We start from the raw sequence: 25,770 nt of genomic DNA on the forward strand, positions 1-25,770 counted from the left end.
TTTTTTATATTAGAGGACAAAACTCGACATTCTGCGGACGATAAAGGAGGAGAAAGATGAAGAACACATTGTATGTAATCAAGCTGAAGAAGAATGCGGATAACAAGAAAGGGGCTGCTGCGATTCTGAATAAAGCAGAGGAAAGCTATGAAAGAGAAAGGGAAAATGAATATACGCTGTATGGGCTGAACTACGAGAATTTTAAAGATAAGTACGATGGGGAAAGGGATGGTACGGAAGGGATCGTGGCTATGATCTGCTACGAGGAAGAGAACGGGAGATTCTATAATCAGGAGCTGTATGCGGGCTACTGCGAGGTGGATTCCAAAGAGGAAAGCATGACGATAAATTATAAGATGCTTCTGCATCTTGAGGATCCGAACATGATTCATAACCTTTTGGACAAATTAGACCTGGATCTGAAAGCTGACTATGAAAGCTGCAGTTATGTAATGATCAACCATTTTACAGAATTGATCAGGTCTTTTGAAGATCTGCTGATAAACAGTGGAAAGGCAAAGGGAGAGAAGGAAGAGGAAGAATTTGTACAGGACGGTACCGGTACAGAAGAGGAGATACCTTATGAGCTGCATGAGCTGGCCTGCCATCAGAACGAATGTGTCAGAAGGTATCGCATTAAGGCGGACAGAGACCGGGCGGCATTCCAGAGGGACAGAGAACGGATCGTCAACAGCAAGGCGTTCCGCAGGCTGGTGGACAAAGCGCAGATATTCGGTGCCCAAAAAGGTGACCACTACCGCACACGGATGACACATACGCTGGAGGTAAACCAGATTGCCAAAGCCATTGCGTATGCGCTTGGTCTGAATCTGGACCTGACGGAGGCGATAGCGCTCGGGCACGACCTCGGGCATACGCCGTTCGGACATCAGGGAGAGAGGACGCTGCAGGCAATCTTATCCGGAACGCTTCCGTGCATCGAGTTCCCGGACGATGGAAAAGCATGCAGGACAGGCTGTTTCGGCGGATTCAAGCATAATTACCAGGGGTTGCGTGTCTTAAACAAACTGGAAGAGAAATATGTGGCCCATGAAGGATTGAACATCAGCTGCCAGGTGATGGAAGGGGTATTGAAGCATACGAAGCTGAAAGAAGAGATAAGTATCAGCGACTTTGCTGATAAAGAGACTGTTGCGCACCTGAAACTGGAAGAGCGCTTCACAAGCAGGAAGAAAGGATATTATATCTGTTCCACCCTCGAAGGACAGGCGGTAGCACTGGCGGACGAGATAGCCCAGAGAGGACATGACGTTGACGATGCAATCTCCTCAGGGCTGATTACGGTGGAAGAGCTGATAGCTCATCTGGATCTGGATAAGTATCATGCGATACGGGAAGAGCTGCGGGAAGAGAAGTCCATGTTCGATACATACGAGCGTACGTACATATCAGACAGAGAATTGATGGCAGGAAGGATGGTGTCGGCGATAGTCCACTACTTTATCAATGGTGCGATCTGCTACAGCAGGGATAGGATGGAGGAGTATGAGAGGCCGGCCGACGGCAGCATCGATAAAGAGATAGTCACGCTGTCAAAAGCCGACTGGGACGTGTGCAGATATCTGGAACAGATTATCAACAGGAGGGTGATATCCAGCGCGGAAGTTGCAAGATTCGACCACACAGGAAACAAGATTATCTATGCGCTATTCCAGGACTACTATCGGAACCCGCGGCTGCTCCACAAGGGGACGCTGCAGAGGATATACAGCCATATGCTGCAGCATGAGGATGCCTCGGTCAGAGAGAGTGCCATCCATCTTGGGACTGGCAATATGGGCATCGTGAAGGAGGAGATACGATCGATTGTTGAAGGTGAGATAGGGCTGGAAGAGGAGATAGACCTGCCTATAGACGAATTCGTACGGTTTGAGAAGAGAAAGATACTCATACGCAATATAACGGACTTTATAGCCGGGATGACGGACAGCTATGCATTACAGGAATACAAACGACTGCATCCATAACATGGCGGTGTGAGGGGATGTACCATGAACATGAATAAGAAAAAAATATGTATTACAGCAGGATTACTGCTCTGGAGCGTGGGAAACCACTGCGTGGCCTATGGCCTGCTGCGCCGGATAGCAGACAGCGTGTCTGCTCTGTCTTCCAGCTTAATCGTCGTCTGCCTGTATCTGGCAGGACCCGGACTCTCAGGCCGGAAGTGTATACGGATTCGCAATGACAGAGGACGGCAAGGTAGCTCCAAACCTGACTGGCAGACAGGGAACGAATATGTTATCTTATAACTATGATGTATATGGCGAGGCATCGGCAAGCGCAGGGACGGACAACCCATTTACATTTGACGGAGAGTACACAGACGCCCTGACCGGAAATCAGTATCTCAGGAGTGGTGAAGATAGGCACGTTTTGGCGAATTCCCATAGCAGCAAAAAGCCGCAAGATTGACGCTATAGGCAACGGTAAGGCGGAAAGGAGTGATTTACTATGGCGAATATATTGATTGTTGAAGATGAAAAGAATATGCGGGACATCATTGCCACGTATATGCAGCGGGGCGGACACACCTGCTTCACCGCGGACGATGGTGTGGACGCCTTAATGGTTTTGAAAAACAATCCGATGGATCTTATGATACTGGACGTAATGATGCCCCATCTGGACGGCTTTTCCGTCTGCAAAATGGCACGGGAAATGAGCAATATGCCTATTATCATGCTGACGGCCAAAAGTGGTGAAAACGATAAGCTGAAAGGCTATGAACATGGGGTCGACGACTACATGACAAAACCTTTCAGCCCTAAAGTATTGCTTGCAAAGACAAATGCCCTGCTCCGCCGCTCTTCCTCTGTCCCTCTTGACGCATTGAACTTGGGAAAGATAACGGTAGTGCCGTCCTCCCACAAAGTATTCATAGACGGAAAGGAAATCACTCTAACCCACAAGGAATATGAACTGCTGTATCTCTTCATGGCAAACCCGGGACAGATATTCACCCGTGACCAGCTGCTGAACAGGATCTGGGGATATGACTTCGGAGGAACCACCCGGACGGTAGACACCCATATCAAAACCTTGCGGCAGAAATTAGGCGACGAGGGGAGACATATCGTTACCCTCATCCGATCCGGCTATAAATTCGAGGTAACAGTATGAAATTAAATGATAATTTTTCACTGCGGACAGTCCGTAAAAAGATGCTGATGGTATCAAAGCTGGCCGGTATTCTGCTTATCCTTTCATACATCCTTGCAACGAGGCTGGATATGGATACTGATGTCTCATTTGCCGCCTGGTTCCTTTTTGTGCTTATCATTGTTCTTGCTGTCGATTTCCTAATGGGACGATTTATTTCAAAGCCCATTTCTAAACTCAATCAAACGGCCCGGAAGATGGCGGAGCTGGATTTTTCCGTCCCTTGCGCTATTACCTCCGATGACGAATTTGGGGAATTGGCTTTAAGCATCAATACGATGGCGGATAATCTGCAACAGACCCTTGCACGACTGGAAGCAGCTAACATGCGACTTGAACAAGATGTTAAGCATGAGCGGCAGCTGCTGGCCGAGCGCAAAGAATTGGCAGACCAGCTTTCCCATGAGATGAAAACACCGATGGGCGTTATCCGTGCCTACGCCGAGGTCTTACAGGACGAACCTGACGAGGCCAAAAAGCAGAAGTATTCGGAGATAATCATAAAGGAAACAGAACGAATGAGCGGGCTGATTACAACACTTTTAGATTTATCCGCGTTGGAAACCGGGACTTTGCGGCTTAACCCGGAGCGGTTTGACTTCGTGGAATTTCTGGAGACCGTCGCCGGGCGGCTGCTGATCGACGTGCCGGATGCTCACTATGAATTGCATTACGAACTGCCAGAACACAAGGTCTATGTCTATACGGATAAGGCCCGTATGGAGGAGGTGTTAGACAACCTGATTGTCAACGCAAAAAAGAACGTCATTGCGGACGGTATTTTGAAGCTGACCTTGATGGAGCAGGCGGGGACACTATATTTTTCCATCTATAATCAGAGTCCGCCCATCCCCCAGGAGAACCTGCCAAAACTGTGGACAAAATTTTACCGGGACAACAATTCCAAATACAGCGGCTCCGGGCTGGGGCTTGCCATCGTCGCGCAAATTCTGTCTATGCAGAAATTTGATTTCGGCGTGGAAAATTGTTCTGATGGCGTCCAATTTTATTTTTTCATTCCATCCGTCAGTTAAAAATGTGTTCTATAAACGGCTCTGCTTTTACTTAAAAGGCAGGGCCATTTTTGTTTTTTCGATTTCACGCCAGCTTCACACCGGGTTCACACCGACTTCACCGAATTTTTGTAAATTCATCTCAATAAGAGAGCATTCGGCTCTCGCAGACAAAGGAGGGGATTCTATGAGATTTTTAGGTTTGGAGTGGTACTGGTGCCTGGTGATTGTAGCGGTGCTGGCAATCTCTGTCCCGTTAAAGATTAAGTTCGTGAAGTGGTGGAACAAGCGGGAGCAGGAGAAGAAAAAGGAACAGCACGGAAAATGGGGTGAGGATGAATGATTGAAGTAAAAGATTTGACGTACTCCTACGGCAAAGACAAACAGGTGCTGCACGGCCTGAACTTCTCTGTGGAAGATGGAGAAATCTTTGGCTTTCTGGGACCGAACGGCTCCGGGAAGTCAACGACCCAAAAAATCCTGACCGGAATCTTGAAAGGGCACGCTGGCAAGGTATCCCTGTTCGGGCAGGACATTTCTGCGGCACATACGCAGGAATTTTTTTGGAAAATTGGAGTATTGTTTGAGTTTCCTTATCTGTATGCCAATTTAAGCGCCGTTGACAATCTCAAATATTTTTCTTCTTTTTATCCGAAAGAGCAGGTGCGCAGCATCGAGGAAGTATTGGATGAATTGGAATTTAAGCCGGATTTCTTGAAAAAGCCTGTTTCGTCCTACTCAAAGGGTATGCGGCAGCGGGCAAGCATGGCGCGGGCGCTGATCAGCAATCCCAAGCTGCTGTTTCTGGACGAACCGACCAGTGGGCTTGACCCGTCCGGTGCTGTTTTATTCCGCAAAATCATTGAGGAAGAACGCAGGAAAGGAACAACGGTATTTTTGACTACCCACAATATGCTGGATGCCGATCTGCTGTGTGACAGGGTGGCCTTTATATCTGATGGCAATATCATGGCGCTGGATACTCCCAAAAGCCTGAAAGAGCAGAACAGCAATCACCGCGTGGTAATTGACTATCTGTATCAGGAAAGGAGAGAAGAACAGACGATTGAGACCTCGGAATTAGAGGAGGGTATTCCCTTTGCGCATGACGAGATTATCAGCGTCCATTCACAGGAGCCGACGCTGGAGGATATGTTTATCAAATATACGGGAAGGGGGCTGTCTTGATGTGGAAGAGTCTCTGTTCCCTGTTCCAAAAAGATTGCCGGATGATGGCTTCTGGGAAATTTTTCCTCATGTCGTTGGGATTTTTGGCCCTTTACACCCTGTACGTGAACTTTGGATATATCAAATTTATGGACGCTGAAGCTTACAATGTGTACCTGTATGACCCGGTTGGAACGCAGACAACAGTATCTACGCTGGTTCAGCGAGTCTCTTCAAAAGAAGAGCTTGACACGATCTTACTCGAAGATACCAATGGCGTGGGCATAGATGCCAGCGCCGGTGAGCCACAGCTTATATTCTATGAGGCGGCAGAAAATGCAGACCGTCACCGTATCGACTACGCGCTTTCTCTCCTGCAGCCGTCAGGGAATTACAGCGCCGAGGTGATTGGCTCTAATACGCCGGAACAAAAGGCGAGGAGAGAGATTACCTGTGAACTGCTGTTTTTTGAAATTGCCGCTGTTGGATTTTTAGGAATTGCCGCTGTGCTGTTCAAGGAAAAAGGCATGGGAGTTATCCGTGTACATGCTATTGTGCCCTTGCGTAAATATCTGTTTATCCTGTCTAAGCTGACAATCTTCCTGCTGTCCGATCTTGTCTTTGCGGTACTTCTCACTGTGCTGAATGTTGGACTATTGGAGACCGTAACCATATTGCCGGCGGTACTGCTCCAAACGGCGCTCCTGTCCTTGGTCATGGCCTTGACAGGGCTGGCCTGCGCCCTGCTTCTAAAGGACTTCCGACAGTTTACATTGACCTATCTCCTGATTGCGATTTTTGTGGCATCCCCGGTGTTTTTGTCTGCTAATACGGCGGTAAAGCTGGATTGGATACAATATCATCCGTTCTATCACATGTATATGGGCCTGAAAAATGCTTACTTTGGAACTCCCACGGATAGCGTTGCCTACTATCTGGGGTGTCTGGCTGCAATCGCGGTATTATTCGCAGGCGTACAATGCACATTCCGTAGGGAAATGGGAAAGGAGAGCTGAATATGAAAGGTTTACACTACCAACTGAAAAGCGTGCTGCGTGACAAGTTTTGCCTGATGACCTTTCTATTGCCCATTGTCGTTGCGGCCGCTTTGAACTTTGTCGGCGCAATCGACTTTACTACGTTGGGCGAGCTGCATTTTGGGGTTCTGAAAGGCGGTTTGCCGACGCAAACAGTTTCATGGCTGGAACGGTATGGCCCGGTGACGGTATATCAAACGATGGAAGAACTGACCGAGGCAGTCATAGAGCCATCTACAAATCTAATCGGTGTAGAAGCGGATGGAAACGGCATCAAAACGATGTTGTCCGGCGACGAGCTGGATATATTCCGCCAAACGGCGGATACACTCCCCGACCTATACGAACAGCGACATGCCACTGGGCAGACAGAGGTCCGCATATTAGAACGTCCCGATGTGATGGCTGGATTTCAAGATATGTTTATTGCTGTTACATTGATTGTCGCTATGTTTATGGGATGCACCTTTAACGCAATGAACATGATTTCTGAAAAGGAGGACGGCGTTGCATTTATCAACGAAATATTGCCAATGACCCATAGTCAATATATCATGCAGAAGCTCTTTGTCGGTTTTATCTGCGGGTGCCTGTCCTCCGTTATTACGGTTTGTATCTGCTTCCGGCTATCTTTAAAAAATGCGGCTCTTATGCTGGTGCTTATTGTCCTTTCCGCATTTGTGGCCGCACTGATAGGCTTATTCATCGGAAGAACCTCCAGCGGGCTGATGGTTGGTGTGGTTTATATCAAGATCATTATGATACTATTTATGGCTGCACCAATCTTACGTTTTCTTGTGGGAATCCGTCAGCCGCTTCTTTCTGCAGTCTGCTACCTTGTCCCCTCGCAGGCGACATTCGAGGGCATAATGGACTTATCGACCGGCAGCGGGGCGGTGGCAGTAAAAGATATTTTTATTCTTTTAGCTCATTGTATCGGATGGTTCCTGTTATATATCGGCCTTTCCGTACATCGGAGAAAAAATGCATAAATATTCTTCCGTTATTTAATCCACTTCCTCAATTGCAGAGATATCGGAATCTATCACAAGGGAATAGTTCGTGTAATATATTACGAAGCCCGGCTTTGCTCCATTTGGCTTTTTGACATGTTTCTTTTCTATATAATCGATCTCCACCTTGTCGCTTCCGCGGCTTTTGGAGTAATACGCAGCCAGCCTGCCTGCCTCTTCAAAAGTAGTGTCGGGAAGCTCATTCCCCCCGCTTTTCACGATGACATGGGAGCCTGGGGAGCCCTTGGCGTGGAACCACCAGTCGTTTCCGTCCGCAAAGTGGAAGGTCAGCTCATCGTTCTGAAGGTTGTTTTTCCCTACATACATGTGGAAGCCGTCGCTTGAGATGTAGTGCAGGGGCCTGCTTGTCAGCCTGATTTTCTTTTTCGTATATTTTCTGCGTATATAACCGGACTGGGTCAGCTCTTCCTTGATCTGCAGCAGGTCGTCCTCATTTTGCGCGATATCGAGGGAATTGCTGATGGATTCCAGGTAACTTATGTCATCGGCGGTATCCTTTATGAGTCCGCTCAAAGCTTCAAACGTACGCTTCTGCTTATTGTACTTGTTAAAATACTTCTGGGCATTTTCCTGAGGGGTCAGATTCTTGTCCAACGGGATTGTCACATCTTCGTTCGTGTAGTAATTGAGGGCGGTAAGCTCAGAAGCGTCCTCCGGCAGATGATAACCGTACGTGTTGATCAGCTCGCCGTATACTTTGAACTTATCCCGGTTTTCCGTGTCTCTTAACTGCCGCTGCTGCAGATCATACTTTTTGCGGCTGCGCTCCAGCGCGGTCTGGACGACGTGGCGCAGATCCGCTGACTTCTGCCGGATGCGGGTCATCGTATTTTTGGCTGCATAAAAGGTACCAAGCAGCTCAGAGACAGAGGAATATTCCTGCCGCCGGTATGCTCCGTAATGGCTGAGCGGAAGGGCGGAGAAGTCCTTCGGGTCACTGCCGCTGTAATAGATGGCCGGTGCAAAGGTTTTGTTCTGCACTTGCTCGAAATAATAGCTGAACTGCCTGTACAGATGTGTCATCATATCATCCGACAAGTCTCTGGCAGTCATGGACGAGTCCAGCCCGGCCAGGTGGCACACTTCTTCCGCCGCAACGGGGCTGATACCGGTAAAGCATAGATAGAGCGCCTTTCCGATTGGCGCCGGCCTGCTCTTTAATAAGGAGGCAAAGGAGGTCTTATCCGTATCCAGAGGATCCTGCTTTTCCATCGTGTCCGGTATAAAATACCGGCGTCCCGGCAATACTTCACGCACGGAACTCATCTGTGCGGATACATGCTTGATGCTGTCTATTATCATGCCTTTGTCGTCGCAGAAGATGATGTTGCTGTGCTTTCCCATGATTTCTACTATGAGCGTCTTTTTACACAGGTCGCCGAGTTCATCCAGATGCTCGATATCAATATGGATAATACGCTCCAGCTTTGGCTGCGATATAGCGGTTATCCTCCCGCCTCCGATATGTTTTCTGAGCAGCATGCAGAAGCCGGGTGCGGTCATAGGGCTCGGTTTGTTCTCGGCCGTAAGATATATGAGTGGAAGAGAGGCGCTGGCAGAGATGTAAAGCCTACGCTGTCCTGCCGGCGTCTTTACCGTGAGCAGCAGTTCGTCGCTTTCCGGCTGGGCTATCTTGGCTATGCGTCCGTCTGTCAGGTTCTCATCCAGTTCTTTTACTAAAGCGGCAATCGTTATTCCGTCAAAAGCCATGTCAATCCTTCCTTTCCTTCATCGGTTATGTTTCCACGGTACGGGGATTCGCTGCCCCGCAGGCAGACACTAAGATGATTATACAGGACTTGGCAAATACAGGCAAGGAAACAATTGACGTAATTTTGCAAATAGATTATAATAAACGGTGATTGTTACGAGGTTCTAGCAGAGTACAATACGACGAATATATAAAAAGAGGTTTATATCATGATTAAGAGTATGACAGGTTTCGGGCGCTGTGAGATTATGGAAGGTGAGCGCAGATTCGCCGTCGAGATGAAAGGTGTGAACCACCGCTATCTGGACATGAATATCCGGATGCCGAAGAAACTGAATTTTTTTGAGACTTCCATACGCAGCCTACTCAAGAAATCGATACTGAGGGGCAAGGTAGACCTGTTTATCACATATGAAGATTCTTCGGAGAGCCAGGTTGCCCTGAAGTATAATGAGACGCTGGCAGGCGAATACCTCACATATTTCAAGCAGATGGAGGAGGCTTTTTCGCTGGAGAATGACATCCGCGTATCTACATTATCACGTTATCCTGAAGTGCTTTCCATGGAGGAGCAGGCTGTCGATGAAGAGGAATTGTGGTATGGGCTTAGGCAGGCGCTTAACGGTGCCATAAGGCAGTTCGTAGAGACCCGCACGCTGGAAGGGGAGAATCTGAAGCAAGATATCGTAAGCAAGCTGGACGGGATGCTTGGGCTTGTCGCATACATAGAAGAACGCTCTCCTGAGATCGTAGCTGCATACCGGCAGAAGCTGGAAGAGAAGGTTAAGGAGCTGCTGGAGGACGCCCAGATGGACGAAGGCCGTATCGCTGCTGAAGTCGTTATATTTGCGGATAAGATATGTACGGACGAAGAAATAGTCAGATTGAAAAGCCATATCGAACACATGAAGGAGACACTTAAGTCAGAAGAGGCGGGGATAGGGCGCAAGCTGGACTTCATCGCCCAGGAGATGAACCGTGAGGCGAATACGATCCTCTCGAAAGCGAATGACCTGGAGGTCTCCAACCGTGCCATCGATTTGAAGACAGAGATAGAAAAAGTCCGTGAGCAGATTCAGAATATCGAGTAGAGAGGTAGTAATCTATGAATAAGAAAGGAATCCTCACCGTGGTGTCCGGTTTTTCCGGTGCCGGCAAGGGGACGATCATGAAAGAGCTGCTGAAGAAGTATGGCTGCTATGCCCTGTCTGTTTCAGCGACTACGAGAGCCCCGCGTCCGGGCGAAGCCGACGGGCGGGAATATTTCTTCAAAACAAAAGAAGAATTTGAAAAAATGATTGCACAAGACGAGTTGATAGAGTATGCTAGTTACGTAAATAACTATTACGGAACACCGAAGGCATATGTAGAAGAACAGCTTAAGGCCGGGAAAGACGTGATACTCGAAATCGAGATACAAGGAGCGCTCAAGGTGAAGGCGAAGATGCCGGACACCTTGCTTCTGTTTGTCACGCCGCCGTCTGTAGAGGAGCTTAGGAGGCGTCTCGTCGGAAGGGGTACAGAGACGATGGAGGTCATCGAATCCCGTCTGAAACGTGCCGCTGAAGAGGCGGAAGGCATGGATAAGTATGATTATCTTATCGTGAACGACAAGCTGGGCATATGCGTGGAAGATGTACATGAGATTATCAGAGGGGAACATATGAGAAGTTCCCGTAATGCAGCATTTATAGAGCATATGAAGGAAGAGTTGAAAGGAGAATAGTGTATGTTGCATCCATCTTACACAGATTTAATGAAAGTGGTCAACAAAGATGTAGAAGAAGGCGAGACAAAGATCGTCAACAGCCGTTATTCTATCGTCATGGCTACGGCTAAGCGGGCAAGAGAGATAATCGACGGCTCCATGCCGCTTGTAAGTATGAAGAATGGAGAGAAACCCCTCTCTGTCGCGATTGACGAGCTGAACTGCGGCAAGATCACCGTAGTCGGCGAAGAGGAAGACAACTAAGGAAAGATAAAGATGAGGCAGGTGCCCGGGCGGTATCTGCCTTTCTGACTATAAATGAGGAGACCTTACCTATGAACATATTGTTTATTTCCCTCGGCTGTGATAAGAACCTCGTAGATTCAGAAGTGATGCTGGGGCTTCTTGACAGGGAGGGCTATCAGATTGTGGACGATGAGGCGGAGGCAGATGTCATCGTCGTGAATACGTGCTGCTTCATCCATGACGCAAAAGAGGAGAGCATCCAGGCGATTCTTGAAGCGGCGGAGTATAAGGAGACGGGAAGGCTGAAGGCGCTTATCGTCACCGGCTGTCTGGCGCAGCGTTATCAGAAGGAGATTGCAGAAGAGATACCGGAAGTAGACGCTGTACTAGGTACAGCATCTTATGATAAGATAGCAGAAGCCGTGAAGGAAGCGCTTGCAGGGCATCCGTGCATGGAGATGGAAGACATAGACGCCCTTCCGCTTGTAGACGCAAAGCGTCTCGTTACGACCGGCGGGCATTACGCTTACCTTAAGATAGCCGAAGGGTGCGACAAGCACTGCACCTACTGCATCATCCCGAAGATAAGGGGCAATTTCCGCAGCGTGCCGATGGAACGTCTGGTGAAAGAGGCGGAAGCACTGGCCGGACAGGGGGTGAAAGAGCTTATTCTCGTAGCCCAGGAGACGACGCTTTACGGAAAGGACATATACGGCGAAAAGTCTCTCCACCGCCTGCTCAGGGAACTGTGCACGATTAAGGGGCTGCGGTGGATCCGGATCCTGTACTGCTATCCGGAAGAAATCTATGATGAGCTCATACAGGTTATAAAGGAAGAAAAGAAAATCTGCCATTATCTGGATCTTCCTATCCAGCATGCCAACGACGAGATATTAAGACGGATGGGAAGGAGCACGAGCAAGCAGCAGCTTACGGAGGTCATCCATAAGCTGAGGGAGGAAATCCCTGATATCACGCTTAGGACGACGCTCATCACAGGCTTTCCCGGAGAGACGGATGCACAGCATGAGGAATTGATGGAATTCATAGATGAGATGGAATTTGAACGGCTCGGCGTATTTACCTATTCGCCGGAAGAAGATACGCCCGCTGCCGTGATGCCGGACCAGATTCCGGAAGAGAGGAAGGCGGACCGCCAGGCCGAACTGATGGAGCTTCAGCAGGATATCGTCTTTGAACAGGCGGACGCGATGGTCGGCAGAAAGGTGCTCGTCATGATTGAGGGCAAGGTTGCCGACGAGGATGCATACGTCGGAAGGACGTATAAGGATGCCCCGGGGGTTGACGGGCTTATATTTATCAATACGGAAGAAGAACTGATGTCCGGAGACTTTGCCATGGCGGAAGTGACCGGGGCCTTAGAATATGATTTGATAGGAGAGTTGATATCATGAATTTACCAAATAAGCTGACTGTACTCAGAATAATTATGGTTCCGTTTTTTGTCCTGTTTATGCTGACAGACATAGGTGGGGCTGCCAACAAGTGGATCGCGCTTGTACTTTTCTGCGTCGCAAGCCTCACTGACTTGCTGGACGGAAAGATCGCGAGGGCGAGGAACCTTGTGACAAACTTCGGAAAATTTATGGATCCCCTGGCAGACAAGCTGCTTGTCTGCTCTGCGATGATATGCCTCATCCCGCTCGGCAAGCTGGACGCGTGGATCGTCATCGTAATCATCTCCCGTGAGTTCATCATCAGCGGCTTCCGGCTTGTCGCGTCCGACAGCGGCATCGTCATTGCCGCAAGCTACTGGGGGAAGTTCAAGACCGTGTCCCAGATGTTTATGATCATCCTGCTCATCGCGGATCTCGGAGGAGTGTTTGACATGATTGGAACTGTGCTTATATGGGTATCCTTAGTATTGACAGTTGTGTCACTGGTCGATTATGTTGCAAAGAACAAGGAAGTATTAACACAGGGAGGCATGTAAACATGACAGTAGAACTGATATCGGTAGGGACGGAAATCCTGCTTGGCAATATCGTAAATACAAACGCGGCGTATCTTGCGGAAAAATGTGCGCTGCTCGGGCTGTCCTGCTACCATCAGAGTGCGGTCGGGGATAATGAAGAGAGGCTTAACGAGGCAATCAGGCTTGCACTTTCCCGCTCGGATATCGTCATCTTAAGCGGAGGCCTTGGACCGACGAAAGATGACATTACAAAGGAGGTAGCTGCCAAGGTATTTGGACGGGAGATAAAAGAGGACGCACATACGAAAGAACGGATACAAGAATATTTCCGTCAGGTACACAGCGGCCAGATAACATCGAACAACTGGAAACAGGCAATGGTTCCGGAAGGAGCCATCGTGGTGGACAACCATAACGGCACGGCACCCGGACTGATTATTGAAGAAGACGGTAAGGCCGCCATACTGCTGCCGGGACCTCCAAATGAAATAAAGCCTATGTTCGAGCAGGACATTGCTTCCTATCTCAACAAGCTCCAGCCGGAGGGCATCTATTCCAAGATGGTCAAGATCTGTTCCATCGGAGAGAGCAAGGCGGAGACGATGGTCTCTGACCTGATGGATACGCAGACGAACCCTACGCTGGCCCCATACGCCAAGACAGGGGAAGTCCACTTCCGTGTGACGGCGCGGGCTAAGAGCGAGGAAGAGGCAGAAGAGCTGATGAAGCCGATGGTTGATGAACTGTACAAACGGTTTGGAGATAAGATATATACGACGGAAGAGGAGGTGACATTGGAAGAGGCTATTGTCGAGCTTCTGAAAGAGAAGAACCTTCTCGTGACGACGGCAGAGTCCTGTACCGGAGGCCTGCTGGCCGGCCGGCTTCTGAACGTGGCAGGGGCGTCCGCCGTCTACAAAGAGGGATATATCACCTATTCCAATGACGCCAAAGAACGGATTCTCGATGTGAAGAAGGAGACGCTGATGGAGTACGGTGCCGTGAGCCCGCAGACAGCATATGAGATGGCAGCGGGAGCGGCAAAGGCCGCAGGCGCGGATGCGGCGCTCAGCGTAACCGGTATCGCGGGACCCGGAGGCGGAACGAAAGAGAAGCCGGTAGGCCTTGTCTATGTAGGATGCTGCGTAAAGGGGAATGTACGTGTGGAGGAATTCTATTTTACAGGCAGCCGTGATAAGAACCGGGATTATTCTGTCGTCCGGGCGCTGACGCTGCTGCGGGAGGAACTGCTTAGATACCATTCATAAGGAGGCATAGCATATGGATACCAGGATTCTTAAGGAGCAGGAGCTTCTGCCGGCGCTTCATCTCGTATGGGAAGTGTTCGCAGAAGAAGTGGCGCCGTCATATTCTCCGGAAGGTGTGGAAAAGTTCCGGAATTTTATCAAATACGATAACATATGTCCGATGTTCCGAAGAGGAGAGATCCTCTTCTTCGGCGCGTTCGAGGATAACGAGCTGAAAGGGACCATGGCTTTCCGACGGGACGGCCATATCAGCCTGTTCTTTGTAAGCCGGGACAGCCAGGGAAGAGGTATCGGGCGAAGCCTCTGTGAGGCAGCTGCGGCATACTGCGCACAGGTGCTTAGAGTAGACAAAGCGACAGTGAACGCAGCTCCCGGTGCAGTCGCGCATTACGAAAGCTTGGGCTTTCAGGCGGCAGGGGAAGAGCAGGTCGTCAACGGCATACGGTTCCTCCCTATGGAGCTTGCGATTGACAGAGCGGCATATCCATCCGCGGGAAAGAGCAGGACTCCTCTGATTGTGGGGATTGCCATAGGGAGCGTGCTGCTCCTGGCCATTCTCATATTCGGCATATCTATCGCTGTAAGAGGAATCGGCAGCTATATGCGGGAACGCCATTCCGACGTGTATGAAGAGCCCTATGGCGACAGGGATAGACATGATTATGGGGATGACTTTGGCGGCCATAACCGGGGAGAGCATAACTGGGATGATTATGATGGCAGCTATGGCGATGGAGGAGCGCTGTCCGGGCTGGAGTCCGTCCCGGCATACGAGGCCGGCGATTTGGAATACGAGACAGAGGAACAGGTGTATGCGTATACAGACGATGAGAAGACATCCATGGTAGTAGATTTCCAGGTCAAATATCCCCAGATCAACGGTCTTGATGAAGAACTCGGTACAAAGGTCAACGGTGCGCTGAAAGAATGTGCCATGGAGACGGTGGATAAGATCTATACGAATCCGTCGGAGAGTGTGAAAGAAGGCGTTCTGGCCTCTGAATATCCGGCGCTCGTCAGTTATGTAGAGTACAAGATCAGCTATATCAACAATGAGTTCGTCAGCGTCATATTCCAGGATTACAGCTACCAGGGGGACAGCAGTACATATTATGTGGATCTGAGGGCCAGGAACATAAGCCTCCGGGACGGCACGGTATATAAAGTGAAGGATATCGTGAATACGGACGGGGCCTTTATGGACGAATGGATGGAAGGGATGAAGGATGAGGCGGATGACGGTTCGTTTCTTTCTGAACTGAGCCGGGAGCAGATGGAGAACGCGCTCAAAGGCGACAGCCAAGGCGGCGTGTATGTGGCTAACTTTTTTGCCGATGCGGACGGAATCGAGATAGGGTTCGATTTCAACTACGAAGCAGATGATCCGGACGACCACGGTTATGCTTGGGTGACGGCGCCATTTGATTTCAGCGACATTAGGGAATATAAGACAAATAGCGCCTTCTGGGACGAGATTGATTAGGCAATTTGTTAATTGACGAATGTCGAAAATTATGAGAAAATAAACCCAGTATGGTGTTAAAGATATAACGATGCATATTTGAAAGGAGTTTTATAATGATTTATTCACATGAAGTAGAAATGATGTGTCCAGTGGCTCAAGGTGCGAATCACGGACCAGCTCCGATTCCGGAAGAAGCAAAATGGGTACAGGCAAAAGAAGTGAAAGATATCTCTGGTCTGACACACGGCGTAGGCTGGTGTGCTCCTCAGCAGGGGACATGCAAGCTGACATTGAATGTAAAGGAAGGCATTATCCAGGAAGCGCTCGTAGAGACTATCGGATGTTCAGGCATGACGCATTCTGCTGCTATGGCGTCTGAAATCCTTCCGGGCAAGACTATTTTAGAAGCGTTGAACACGGACCTTGTCTGTGATGCAATCAATACAGCTATGAGAGAATTGTTCCTGCAGATCGTATACGGAAGGACACAGAGCGCCTTCTCAGAGGACGGGCTTCCGGTCGGCGCAGGCCTTGAAGACCTTGGAAAAGGACTCCGTTCCCAGGTCGGCACGATGTATGGTACATTGGCAAAAGGTCCTCGTTACCTTGAAATGGCAGAAGGATATGTAACTGGAATCGCGTTGGACGACAACGATGAAATTATCGGCTACCAGTTCGTAAGCCTTGGCAAGCTTACTGACTTTATCAAAGCCGGCGACACCCCGAACGATGCATGGGAAAAAGCAAAAGGCCAGTATGGACGAGTAGCAGAAGCAGCCAAGATCATAGACCCACGTAAGGAGTGATAACCGCTTATCACTAGTACATATAGGTAACAGAGATGAAATCAGGAGGACAAGTAAATGGCTTTATTTGAATCATATGAAAGAAGAATTGATAAAATCAATGAAGTATTAAACGGCTATGGCATTGCTTCAATTGAAGAAGCGGAAAAGATTACAAAAGATGCCGGGCTTGATATATATAACCAGGTGAAGGGGATCCAGCCAATCTGTTTTGAAAATGCATGCTGGGCGTATATCACAGGCGCTGCAATCGCAATCAAGAAAGGCTGTAAGACAGCGGCAGAGGCGGCTGCGGCAATCGGAGAAGGACTTCAGGCATTCTGTATTCCAGGTTCGGTAGCTGACCAGCGTAAGGTTGGTCTCGGACACGGCAACTTAGGAAAGATGCTCCTGGAAGAGGACACGGACTGCTTCGCATTCCTTGCAGGCCATGAATCATTTGCGGCTGCAGAAGGTGCGATCGGCATCGCTGAGAAGGCCAACAAGGTCCGCCAGAAACCGCTTCGTGTCATCTTGAACGGACTTGGAAAAGACGCGGCTAAGATTATCTCCAGGATCAACGGATTTACATATGTGCAGACCGATTATGACTACAGCACAGGTGAGCTGAAAGAGGTACAGCGGATTGCATATTCTGACGGACTTCGTTCCAAAGTGAACTGCTATGGAGCCAATGACGTGCGGGAAGGTGTCGCAATCATGCACAAAGAGGGTGTTGACGTATCTATCACAGGCAATTCCACAAACCCGACACGTTTCCAGCATCCGGTTGCAGGTACATACAAGAAAGAATGTATCGAGCAGGGCAAGAAATACTTCTCAGTCGCATCCGGCGGCGGTACAGGACGTACGCTTCATCCGGATAACATGGCTGCCGGCCCGGCTTCTTACGGTATGACAGATACGCTTGGCAGAATGCATTCTGACGCACAGTTTGCAGGATCTTCTTCCGTACCGGCCCATGTAGAGATGATGGGGCTTATCGGGGCAGGCAACAATCCGATGGTCGGAATGACAGTAGCCGTTGCGGTCGGAATCGAGGAGAGCGCGAAAGCAGGTAAGTTCTAAGGAAAACTATTTAGTAAATAATGAAGCAAGAGCCGCACTGACCCTTATGGTTGGTGCGGTTTTCCAAACTGTATTCCAGTCCATATATTTACCCCTATTAAATATCCATATCAGATCTGAAATCTTCACTTAACGTATTTATTGATAAAGCGACCTTAAGATTACTAAACTTTTGAAGTAAATCTATATCTCGAAGGATAAGACTGGATTTTGTTGAAATTGTGATTTGTTCATCTGCCTCTATAAGTTGCTCTAATATTAACCTAGTAACGCCATATTTTTCTTCATATAAATTATAGCAATCTGCTACAGAAGATAAAAAGACTGATTTCCCCTTTATCTTTTGCAGATCAATAGGCTTTTTGACTCATGTATTTTTTCGTTTACATAAAAAATTTCCTCATACCCCTGAAACCATACAAATTCACCATCTATCTTACAGTGATAGTGGTATAGCTTCTTCCCCGCTAAATTTTTCTCCACCTAAAAAGGTATCATAATATTTATATGGATTTTCTTCTTAGCTAAAATCTGTTGATTTTATTCGTGTTGGTTGCACTTTACTTGTGCCAGCGGGGTAAGTGCTTTTTTGACGCAGATTAAGAATGAAATAGCCTTGCTAATGTCAATATCGATATTTTTACGTAACAGAACATTACATTCGTCATCATCTTTGACGATAGTCTGTCTGGCTATTCCTATTTTATCAGATAGTTGTTCCTGTGAATAACCCTTCCCTTTCCTTAATAATTGCAGCTTTTCTTCCAACCTCATACATTATCACCTCACAAATACTATTATATATTCTTATATAGATGAATACTACCATGAAGAATAGGCAAAAATGTCATCTCTAATAAGCAAAGGGACTTGTAAAGCAGGCGGCAGAGACAAAACGTTGCAAGAAATGTCAGGAATGGCGTCTCTTCCTGTGCTATAATGAATATGAAATGCATAATTAAGGCCAAAGGAGAAGATTACGGTATTTACCGGGGTATCCGGCTCCGGAAAATCCAGTATCGTATTTGACACTATCGCGGCAGAGTCGCAGCGGCTCAAGCTCGTGCGGCACATGGGCAGCAGCCTGACCGGGATGACCTATATCTTTGATGAGCCGAGTGCGGGGATGCACCCCCGTGATGTCTACCGCATGAACAACCTGCTGAGGCAGCTTCGTGATAAAGGCAATACCGTCCTTGTGGCAGAACACGACAAGGACGTCATATCTATCGCAGACCATGTGATTGACGTAGGGCCTCTGGCGGGACAAGACGGCGGGCAGATCGTTTTTCAAGGCAGCTATCAGGACCTGCTCAAGTCAGACACTTTGACAGGACGGGCAATGCGGCAGTCTCTTCCAGTCAGGCAGAGCCCGCTCGACCGGTCGGAACTCTGCCGGTCCGTGGTGCGAGCCTTCATAACCTGAAAGGTGTGGATGTAGATATACCACTCGGTATCATGACCGTTGTAACCGGCGCGGTCGGTGACGTATTGGGCAATCCGGCAGAGACATTAGGCAAGCTGAAAAAGGTCGTCCAGACCAACGGCTATATCCTGATAGACGAGGCTTTCCTGGAGGGCGAACAGAAAGATGTGAGATATCAGAATTATGAGTATCTCACAAAGGCGCAGTGGAAGGACATATTCCAGGAGGCAGGCGTCGAGCTGGTTGCTGAATTGACGTGCCAGGATTGTGCTGAGGCCGATGAGACTAATGATTATTACAACAGGATGATTAGAAGAAGGGCAGAGGAACTATCCGTATTATATCCGGATAAAAGGCCGATGTTTGAAGAATATGTTAAGAGCCAGGAAGAAGAATGCGATGACCTTAACGGCGTCATATCGGGTGTCACCTGGCCTCTGAAGCTTCTGTAAGAGAGCGGCAGTTTCATAACGGAACACAAAAGCCCCGCGGCACGGTGAATACCGGGCTGCGGGGCTTTTTGCGTACGGAAAACATATCTTGATCCTCATTACTTCCACAGGTCATTATTGTGCGTCTTCTGCATGATTCCCATCAGCTTCATACATAGGAAGAACTCGGTCTCTCCGCCCTGATGCTTATGCTTTGCAGTAACGGCGACGAGTTCATCAAGAACCTGTTCGGTGCGGATCAGCATCCTCCCGTCAAGAAGGCAGGAGATAGGATCGACATTGAGCCTGAGCTCGTATAACCGGTAATACGGGTTGGCCGCCATATACAGGAAGGTGTCATAGCTCAGCCGGCACTTTGTAATCTCCAGCGGTATCTCGTCCGGCTGTACCTGATAGTAGTGATATGTCCCAAGTACCATGAGCAGGCCTCTCTGGACAGGGTATTCCCTTGTATTTATTATGATCTTACCCTGTCCGCCTCTGACATACAGAAGGGTGATGCCACTGTTGTTCTTAAGGACGCTAGTATTAGCCACTGTTTTGTTCACCGCTGTTATCGGAAACTGGAATTCTTTTTTAGAATAATAAGGTGAACTGGCGAACAGCGGCAGGTAGTTGATATTATTTTTCTTTCCCATTTTGATTTCTCCCTCCACGGTTCCTTTCCCTGTATTCGCTGGGGGCCATGCCGTATATTCTTTTGAACGTTCTTGTAAAGGAGCGGCTGCAGTTAAAGCCGACATTCACCGCGATATCCACGATAGGCAGGTCTGTCGTAAGAAGGAGGGCCTCCGCATGCCTGATACGCGTCAGTATGGCCAGGTCTTTGTAATGGGAACTGAAATTCTCATATACAAGGTCCCGTATTACGCTTTCCGATATGAATAGCTTTTTGGAGGTCTCCTTAATATCTACCGGTTCGGAGTAGCTTGAATAAGAGTAGTTGAGCACTTCCATCAGCGTAGTGCTCATAATCATTCCACGATACACGCCCTGCCCGTCATTGAGCAGCAGCTTCCTGTATTCGATAGGTGTCGTCCCCATATATTTTTTAAAGATCCGGTAGAAAGCCACATCGGATGGAAAGCCGCTGTGGGCGGCCACATAGGAGAGCGACATGCCTTCATAGAGCAGCGCGATAGAGGCAATATTCACCCTCACCCGGTTGAGGAACTGGGAGAAGCTGTATCCGCTGATCGTCCGCAGCTCCCGGTTCAGCGCTGCTGCGGTCGAGCCGAAGTGGGAGGCGACACCCTGGGCGGTTATGTCCTCTGCGAAATGTGCGCTTATGTATAGGGCGGCTTTCCAGCCAAGCGGACGCTCCGGCGGGGAATCTGGGCGGTGCTGCTTCAGGCTGTGGTGGATAAAAAAGTTGGCAAACTGTCCGAGTATCGCCACTTTAATCAGAGAGCTTCCGGGGTCGAAGCAGGAATCTTCCTCCTCAAATTCATCAAATAATCCCTCGATCTTTTCCAGGCGGTTCCCGTCCAGAGTGATGATAGGGGGTGCATCTATGATTGCGTCTACCGTGTCAGATGCAGGTTCATGAAAAGTCAGGAAAGAGGACAGCGGATAATCATATACACATACGTTGAGCTTCAGGGGCTGGATAGAGTACGCCTTGATAGTAAAGGTGTGATATGACTGCAGCCAGACGAAAGAACCACGCTTCATAGGGAAAGTGACGCCATTGATGGTTATCGTCCCGCCACCGTCCGTGACTAATATGAAAGTAGATTCATTCTCCGATATAGGGGGTGTAATATCGCTGATGCAGTGCTTCTGGAGACGCAGATATTTGTCCTTCCCTGTAAAAAAAGAATGGACAGGCCTGCCGCAGATTGCTTTCGGTTTTATGGCTTCATTCATCGGTTTCTCTCCTTTTTTAGTATATTTTACTGATAGATGCCGCATAATTGGAGATTAATTGCGAATTTAATAGTATTATAACATGGTTTGTCCGCAGTTGAGTTAGATTTTATTGGCAAAAGTGAATCTCTGAGGTTGTAATTCGTCACGCTATTATCCAATGTCATGCAGTATGAAAATGTTAAAGTTATATCAAAGGAGGGGCAAGGATTTAAGAGGATATAGATAATGAAATAAGAAGGGGTTAAATATATAGAGACATAATCAACAAAACCTTGCTCTAAAGGAGAGAGAAATATGAACTTGATGGGTGATTTTTTTAACAAGTTTAATCTGGGGACATCGGATTTTGTCACACCCGGGAAGCAGCTTCAGTATATCTCAAAGCACAAGGCTTATACAACTGCCATTATCTACATAGACAAAGACCAGTCTGTCTCGGAGATTACATGGAAGCAGCTACATACCCGTTCCAACCAGCTTGCCTGGATGCTGAAGGAACATGGCATTAATGAAGGCTCTGTCGTAATGGTGGCCTTTCCTAACACAATCGAGCATATCATAGCCGCGTACGCTATCTGGAAAGCCGGAGCCTGTTATATGCCCATCTCGAGCAAGACGGCAGAATCAGAGCTTGCAGAGATATGTGAAGTCATATCCCTGTCCGGAGCCTTCGCTGACTTCGACGTACCTGATGCAAAGTTCTGCGTAGGCTCCAAGGAGATGTACCAAGTGATGGAACCGTATCCGGAGAAGACGCTTCCCGATGTGAAGGCTGATCCGAATATGATATCCCTGTCCGGGGGGACGAGCGGAAAGCTGAAGTTCATCCGGCAGAATATGCCAAGCGGAATGACAGACGGCATGCTCCAGAACTTCTTTGCTATGTCAGGTATGGACTTTGAGATGCGGCAGCTGCTTGTGGGGCCGCTGTTCCACGGTGCTCCCCACTCGACTGCATTCAACGGACTCTTTGCAGGAAACACGCTCGTGATAACGCGCAACCTCTGTCCGGACAACATCGTAAAGCTGATCAAAGAATACAAGATTGAATACATACAGATGGTTCCGACGCTTATGAACCGGATCAGCAAGCTTCCCGGCATAAGGAAAGACGATTTTGAATCGATCAAAGTATTGAACCATACAGGAGGGTACTGCGCGCCCTATCTGAAACGGAAATGGATAGAACTGCTGGCGCCGGAAAAGGTTTACGAGATGTACTCCATGACGGAAGTGATCGGGATGACGTGCATCCGGGGAGATGACTGGCTTAAGCATCCGGGAAGCGTCGGCCTTCCGGTGGGAGGCGGGCAGATATCTATCCGGGACGAAAGCGGAAAGGAACTGCCGCCTTATGAACTGGGGGATATATATATGACTTCACCTGGGGAATGCTTCGTCACGGAATATATGAACCATGAGCCGCTCGAGGTGAGCGAAGAAGGATTCCGGAGCGTAGGAGATATCGGATATGTGGACGAAGACGGGTATCTGTACTTCTCCGACCGCCGCAGCGACATGCTTGTAATCGGCGGGGAAAATGTATATGCGGCGGAAGTGGAAGCCGCACTCGTAAGACACGGCAAAGTCATAGATGCGGTTGTTATCGGAATCCCAGATGAAGAATGGGGCAGACGGCTGCACGCCGTGATAGAAGCGGCTGATGAGATACCGGCGGAGGAGCTCCGGTCATTTCTTGGCCAGTATCTGTCTCCGTATAAGATTCCAGGGACATTCCAGTATGTCAAGACAATCAGAAGAGGGGACAATGGCAAGGCGGACCGGAAGAGGATACTGAGTGAATGTCTGGAAAGGGAACAGTGCCTCTGCGGGAATGAAATGGGTTGCTCAAAAAATTTACATATATCAGGAGGTTTAAAAATGGGTTACGAAGCACTATTTTCACCGTTCAAGGTCAGAGGGCTGGAACTAAAGAACAGAATCATCCTGCCTGGCATGAACACGAAGATGACAAAAAACAAGCACGATGTAGGGGATGACATGATTGCCTACCACGTCGCGAGGGCAAATGCCGGATGTGCGCTCAACATATTTGAATGCGTCTCTCTATGTCCCGCGCCCCATGCCTACATGTACATGGGACTCTATAACGACCATCATGTCAGCCAGCTTAAGAAGCTGACCGACGCGGTACATGAAGTGGGCGGAAAGATGGGAGTCCAGCTGTGGCACGGAGGATTCAGCCCTCAGATGTTCTTTGACGAGACGAATACATTAGAGTCTCCGGATACGCTCACGGTAGAGCGCATCCATGAAATCGTGAAAGAATTTGGACGCGGGGCAAGGCTTGCCGTGCAGGCAGGATTTGACGCGGTGGAGTTCCATGCGGCCCACAGCTATCTGCCCCATGAATTCCTGAGCCCGGGAATGAACAAACGGACCGACGAGTATGGCGGAAGCTTTGAGAACCGCTGCAGGTTCTGTTTTGAAGTCATCAAGGAGATTCGTGAGAATATACCGGATGATATGCCGTTCTTCATGCGTGTCGGCTGTATCGATGAGCTGATGGAACAAGTCATGACAGAGGAAGAGATTGTCGAGTTCATCAACAGGAGTGCGGATCTTGGTGTAGACGTGGCAGATATTTCGCGTGGAAACGCCATGTCCTTTGCAACCGTATATGAGGTCCCTCCATTCAATCTGCCTCATGGCTTCAATATAGAGAATATCTACAATATAAAGAAGCAGATCAAGATCCCTGTAGTCGGCGTCGGGCGTATCAATACCGGAGCGATGGCTAATAAAGTGATCGAGGAAGGCAAGTTTGACCTTGTAGCCATCGGGCGTGCGCAGCTCGTTGACCCCGAGTGGGTGACAAAAGTACGAGAAGGGAGGGAAGAACTGATACGACACTGTATCGGCTGCGACCAGGGATGCTACGATGCCGTTATCAATCCGAAGATGAGGCACATCACATGTACGAGGAATCCGATGCTCTGCCTGGAGTATAAGGGGCTTCCGAAGACGGATACGCCGAAGAAGGTTATGATTGCAGGAGGAGGGATGGCAGGACTCCTTGCCGCAGAGGTCCTCAAGAAACGGGGCCATGAGCCGGTTATCTTTGAAGCTTCAGGTGCGCTTGCAGGGCAGTTCACGCTGGCAGGCGTCTCACCGATGAAACAGGACTGGGCTGCCGCTGCAAAATGGGAAGCAGAGGAGATTGGACGTCTTGGCATCGAGTTCCACCTGAATACGGCTGTGACTCCGGAACTGATAGAGGAATTTGCGCCGGACCATGTCATCATCGCAACTGGTTCAGAGTATGTAGCGCCTGCCATACCTGGCATCGACGGTCCGAACGTATACACCCAGTATGAAGTGCTCAAAGGGGAAGCGAAGCCTTCCGGCCATGTGGCGGTAATCGGATGCGGGCTCGTAGGAGTGGAAGTTGCAGAGCTGCTTGCGTCCAGAGGGGTCCAGGTCACTGCCATGGAGAAGAAGGGCGTCGGAACCGGACTGAATATGCTCAGAAGGATGCTCATGAACCCGGAATTCAAACATTACAAGATTGCCAAGATGTCAGGAGCGCTTGTGACAAGCCTGGAGGCGGGAAAGGTAAATTACGAGATTACCGACAGGAAGACGAAGGAAGTAAGCCAGGGGACGCTGGAATGCGACGCAGTGGTCATCTGCACGGGAATCACGTCCCGTCCATGCGAGGAACTGAAAGCGAAGTGCGAGGCGTCCGGAATCCCGGTACAGGTCATCGGAGATGCCGCGGCGGCCAGAGACGCAAGAGAAGCGACCTTCGAGGGATATGAAGCGGCAATGTCACTGTAACTGTAACGGCCAAAGCCATAGCAAGAATGAAAAAAGAAAGGATGACAGATATGAGTATAGAACAAAGATTAGAAGCATTGGAAAAAGAGATACAGAGATTAAAAGATATTGAAGAGATTAGAAAATTGAAAGGCCAGTATTTCCGCTGCCTTGACGGCAAATTTTGGGATGAATTGGAGACGACACTGTCACCAAACATCGTGACCTCTTACTCCGATGGCAAGCTCGTGTTTCACGGGCCCAAGGAGGTCACGGATTATTTCAAGAAGACGATGCCGAAAGAGGAGATCAGCATGCACATGGGGCATACGCCGGAAATTACAATAGACAGCGATACTACCGCGACCGGCAAATGGTATCTGGAAGATAAGCTTATCTTTACCGAAGGAAGCAAATACGCAGGAGCAGGAGTCAACGGCGGAGCGTTCTATACGGATAAGTATGAGAAGGTAGACGGCAAGTGGTATATTCTTGAGACGGGATATCTGCGCGTATACGAAGAGCACTTTTTCCGTGATCCGAAGATCAATATAACGATGAACATGCATAAAACGAAATAATCAAAGAGAAAAGGAGA

Annotated in this window: 23 protein-coding genes and 2 pseudogenes; 21 read left to right on the top strand and 4 right to left on the bottom strand. The window is 48.9% G+C overall.

The genetic code is table 11. From position 1 onward, the window contains the following. The first annotated feature begins 56 nt into the window (after window positions 1-56). From E1963_RS02615 to E1963_RS02645, 8 genes are all read left to right on the top strand, one after another. Window positions 57-1,988, top strand: coding sequence for a deoxyguanosinetriphosphate triphosphohydrolase family protein (locus tag E1963_RS02615; protein ID WP_132274921.1), 1,932 nt, complete (start codon window positions 57-59; stop codon window positions 1,986-1,988). A 30-nt stretch (window positions 1,989-2,018) separates the two neighbouring features. Beyond that, the gene (locus E1963_RS02620; RefSeq protein ID WP_132274924.1) at window positions 2,019-2,273 is read left to right on the top strand and encodes a hypothetical protein; all 255 of its coding nucleotides are present in this window, start codon (window positions 2,019-2,021) and stop codon (window positions 2,271-2,273) included. A 202-nt stretch (window positions 2,274-2,475) separates the two neighbouring features. Then, window positions 2,476-3,144 carry a response regulator transcription factor gene (locus E1963_RS02625; RefSeq protein WP_132274927.1) on the top strand — a complete coding sequence of 223 codons (669 nt, stop codon included), beginning with the start codon at window positions 2,476-2,478 and terminating at the stop codon, window positions 3,142-3,144. Then, window positions 3,141-4,217 carry a sensor histidine kinase gene (locus E1963_RS02630; protein WP_132274929.1) on the top strand — a complete coding sequence of 359 codons (1,077 nt, stop codon included), beginning with the start codon at window positions 3,141-3,143 and terminating at the stop codon, window positions 4,215-4,217. The genes E1963_RS02625 and E1963_RS02630 overlap by 4 nt, the downstream gene beginning before the upstream one ends. Before the next feature lie 166 nt (window positions 4,218-4,383). After that, window positions 4,384-4,539, top strand: a complete 156-nt coding sequence (locus E1963_RS19545) for a hypothetical protein (RefSeq protein ID WP_167482091.1) — start codon at window positions 4,384-4,386, stop codon at window positions 4,537-4,539. Continuing rightward, window positions 4,536-5,384, top strand: coding sequence for an ABC transporter ATP-binding protein (locus E1963_RS02635; protein WP_132274932.1), 849 nt, complete (start codon window positions 4,536-4,538; stop codon window positions 5,382-5,384). The genes E1963_RS19545 and E1963_RS02635 overlap by 4 nt, the downstream gene beginning before the upstream one ends. Further along, window positions 5,384-6,379, top strand: coding sequence for an ABC transporter permease (locus E1963_RS02640; RefSeq protein ID WP_132275330.1), 996 nt, complete (start codon window positions 5,384-5,386; stop codon window positions 6,377-6,379). The genes E1963_RS02635 and E1963_RS02640 overlap by 1 nt, the downstream gene beginning before the upstream one ends. A 2-nt stretch (window positions 6,380-6,381) precedes the next feature. Further along, the gene (locus E1963_RS02645) at window positions 6,382-7,392 is read left to right on the top strand and encodes an ABC transporter permease (RefSeq protein ID WP_132274935.1); all 1,011 of its coding nucleotides are present in this window, start codon (window positions 6,382-6,384) and stop codon (window positions 7,390-7,392) included. 15 nt (window positions 7,393-7,407) lie between these two features. On the opposite strand, the gene E1963_RS02650 is transcribed toward E1963_RS02645, so the two are convergent. Continuing rightward, entirely contained in the window at window positions 7,408-9,144 is a 1,737-nt protein-coding gene (locus E1963_RS02650; protein WP_132274937.1) for an Rqc2 family fibronectin-binding protein, read from the bottom strand. 210 nt (window positions 9,145-9,354) lie between these two features. Between E1963_RS02650 and E1963_RS02655 the strand changes: the two genes are divergently transcribed. From E1963_RS02655 to E1963_RS02695, 9 genes are all read left to right on the top strand, one after another. Then, window positions 9,355-10,236, top strand: coding sequence for a YicC/YloC family endoribonuclease (locus E1963_RS02655; protein ID WP_132274940.1), 882 nt, complete (start codon window positions 9,355-9,357; stop codon window positions 10,234-10,236). Between the two features lie 14 nt (window positions 10,237-10,250). Next, window positions 10,251-10,871, top strand: a complete 621-nt coding sequence (gene gmk, locus E1963_RS02660; RefSeq protein WP_132274943.1) for a guanylate kinase — start codon at window positions 10,251-10,253, stop codon at window positions 10,869-10,871. A gap of 3 nt (window positions 10,872-10,874) precedes the next feature. After that, window positions 10,875-11,117 carry a DNA-directed RNA polymerase subunit omega gene (gene rpoZ / locus E1963_RS02665; protein ID WP_132274945.1) on the top strand — a complete coding sequence of 81 codons (243 nt, stop codon included), beginning with the start codon at window positions 10,875-10,877 and terminating at the stop codon, window positions 11,115-11,117. A 71-nt stretch (window positions 11,118-11,188) separates the two neighbouring features. Then, on the top strand, window positions 11,189-12,514 hold the full coding sequence (gene rimO / locus E1963_RS02670; protein ID WP_132274948.1) for a 30S ribosomal protein S12 methylthiotransferase RimO: 1,326 nt from the start codon (window positions 11,189-11,191) through the stop codon (window positions 12,512-12,514). Beyond that, the gene (gene pgsA / locus E1963_RS02675; RefSeq protein WP_132274951.1) at window positions 12,511-13,053 is read left to right on the top strand and encodes a CDP-diacylglycerol--glycerol-3-phosphate 3-phosphatidyltransferase; all 543 of its coding nucleotides are present in this window, start codon (window positions 12,511-12,513) and stop codon (window positions 13,051-13,053) included. The genes rimO and pgsA overlap by 4 nt, the downstream gene beginning before the upstream one ends. Before the next feature lie 2 nt (window positions 13,054-13,055). Beyond that, complete coding sequence (locus tag E1963_RS02680) at window positions 13,056-14,303, top strand: competence/damage-inducible protein A (RefSeq protein ID WP_132274954.1); 1,248 nt, start codon at window positions 13,056-13,058, stop codon at window positions 14,301-14,303. A 13-nt stretch (window positions 14,304-14,316) separates the two neighbouring features. Continuing rightward, a complete protein-coding gene (locus E1963_RS02685; protein WP_132274956.1) occupies window positions 14,317-15,786 on the top strand; it encodes a GNAT family N-acetyltransferase in 1,470 nt (489 codons plus the stop codon). Between the two features lie 95 nt (window positions 15,787-15,881). Further along, the gene (locus E1963_RS02690) at window positions 15,882-16,574 is read left to right on the top strand and encodes an iron-sulfur cluster assembly scaffold protein (RefSeq protein ID WP_049728234.1); all 693 of its coding nucleotides are present in this window, start codon (window positions 15,882-15,884) and stop codon (window positions 16,572-16,574) included. Between the two features lie 57 nt (window positions 16,575-16,631). Further along, window positions 16,632-17,642 carry a GGGtGRT protein gene (locus E1963_RS02695; protein WP_132274957.1) on the top strand — a complete coding sequence of 337 codons (1,011 nt, stop codon included), beginning with the start codon at window positions 16,632-16,634 and terminating at the stop codon, window positions 17,640-17,642. 540 nt (window positions 17,643-18,182) lie between these two features. Here the strand turns inward: E1963_RS02695 and E1963_RS20360 are convergent. Next, window positions 18,183-18,416: a helix-turn-helix transcriptional regulator gene (locus E1963_RS20360; protein ID WP_243117535.1), complete on the bottom strand. Its 234-nt coding sequence runs from the start codon at window positions 18,414-18,416 to the stop codon at window positions 18,183-18,185. 268 nt (window positions 18,417-18,684) lie between these two features. Between E1963_RS20360 and E1963_RS02710 the strand changes: the two are divergent. Continuing rightward, window positions 18,685-19,127 (top strand): annotated as a pseudogene (locus tag E1963_RS02710) (excinuclease ABC subunit UvrA); the annotation flags it as partial. Window positions 19,128-19,618: 491 nt separating this feature from the next. Here E1963_RS02710 and E1963_RS02715 read toward each other — a convergent pair. Both E1963_RS02715 and E1963_RS02720 read right to left on the bottom strand, forming a co-directional pair. Then, on the bottom strand, window positions 19,619-20,158 hold the full coding sequence (locus E1963_RS02715; RefSeq protein ID WP_132274960.1) for a hypothetical protein: 540 nt from the start codon (window positions 20,156-20,158) through the stop codon (window positions 19,619-19,621). After that, window positions 20,142-21,389: a helix-turn-helix transcriptional regulator gene (locus E1963_RS02720; protein WP_132274963.1), complete on the bottom strand. Its 1,248-nt coding sequence runs from the start codon at window positions 21,387-21,389 to the stop codon at window positions 20,142-20,144. The genes E1963_RS02715 and E1963_RS02720 overlap by 17 nt, the downstream gene beginning before the upstream one ends. Window positions 21,390-21,695: 306 nt before the next feature. On the opposite strand from E1963_RS02720, the pseudogene baiB reads away from it, so the two are divergent. The 3 genes and pseudogenes from baiB to baiE form a co-directional block, all read left to right on the top strand. Then, window positions 21,696-23,195 (top strand): annotated as a pseudogene (gene baiB, locus E1963_RS22480) (bile acid--CoA ligase BaiB); the annotation flags it as partial. Window positions 23,196-23,273: 78 nt separating this feature from the next. Beyond that, window positions 23,274-25,193 carry a bile acid Fe-S flavoenzyme BaiCD gene (baiCD, locus tag E1963_RS22485; protein ID WP_132275333.1) on the top strand — a complete coding sequence of 640 codons (1,920 nt, stop codon included), beginning with the start codon at window positions 23,274-23,276 and terminating at the stop codon, window positions 25,191-25,193. A gap of 50 nt (window positions 25,194-25,243) precedes the next feature. Continuing rightward, the gene (gene baiE, locus E1963_RS02735; RefSeq protein WP_132274965.1) at window positions 25,244-25,753 is read left to right on the top strand and encodes a bile acid 7alpha-dehydratase; all 510 of its coding nucleotides are present in this window, start codon (window positions 25,244-25,246) and stop codon (window positions 25,751-25,753) included. Window positions 25,754-25,770: the final 17 nt, after the last annotated feature.

This window comes from Extibacter muris (assembly GCF_004345005.1).
GTDB classification, from domain to species: Bacteria; Bacillota; Clostridia; order Lachnospirales; family Lachnospiraceae; genus Extibacter; species Extibacter muris.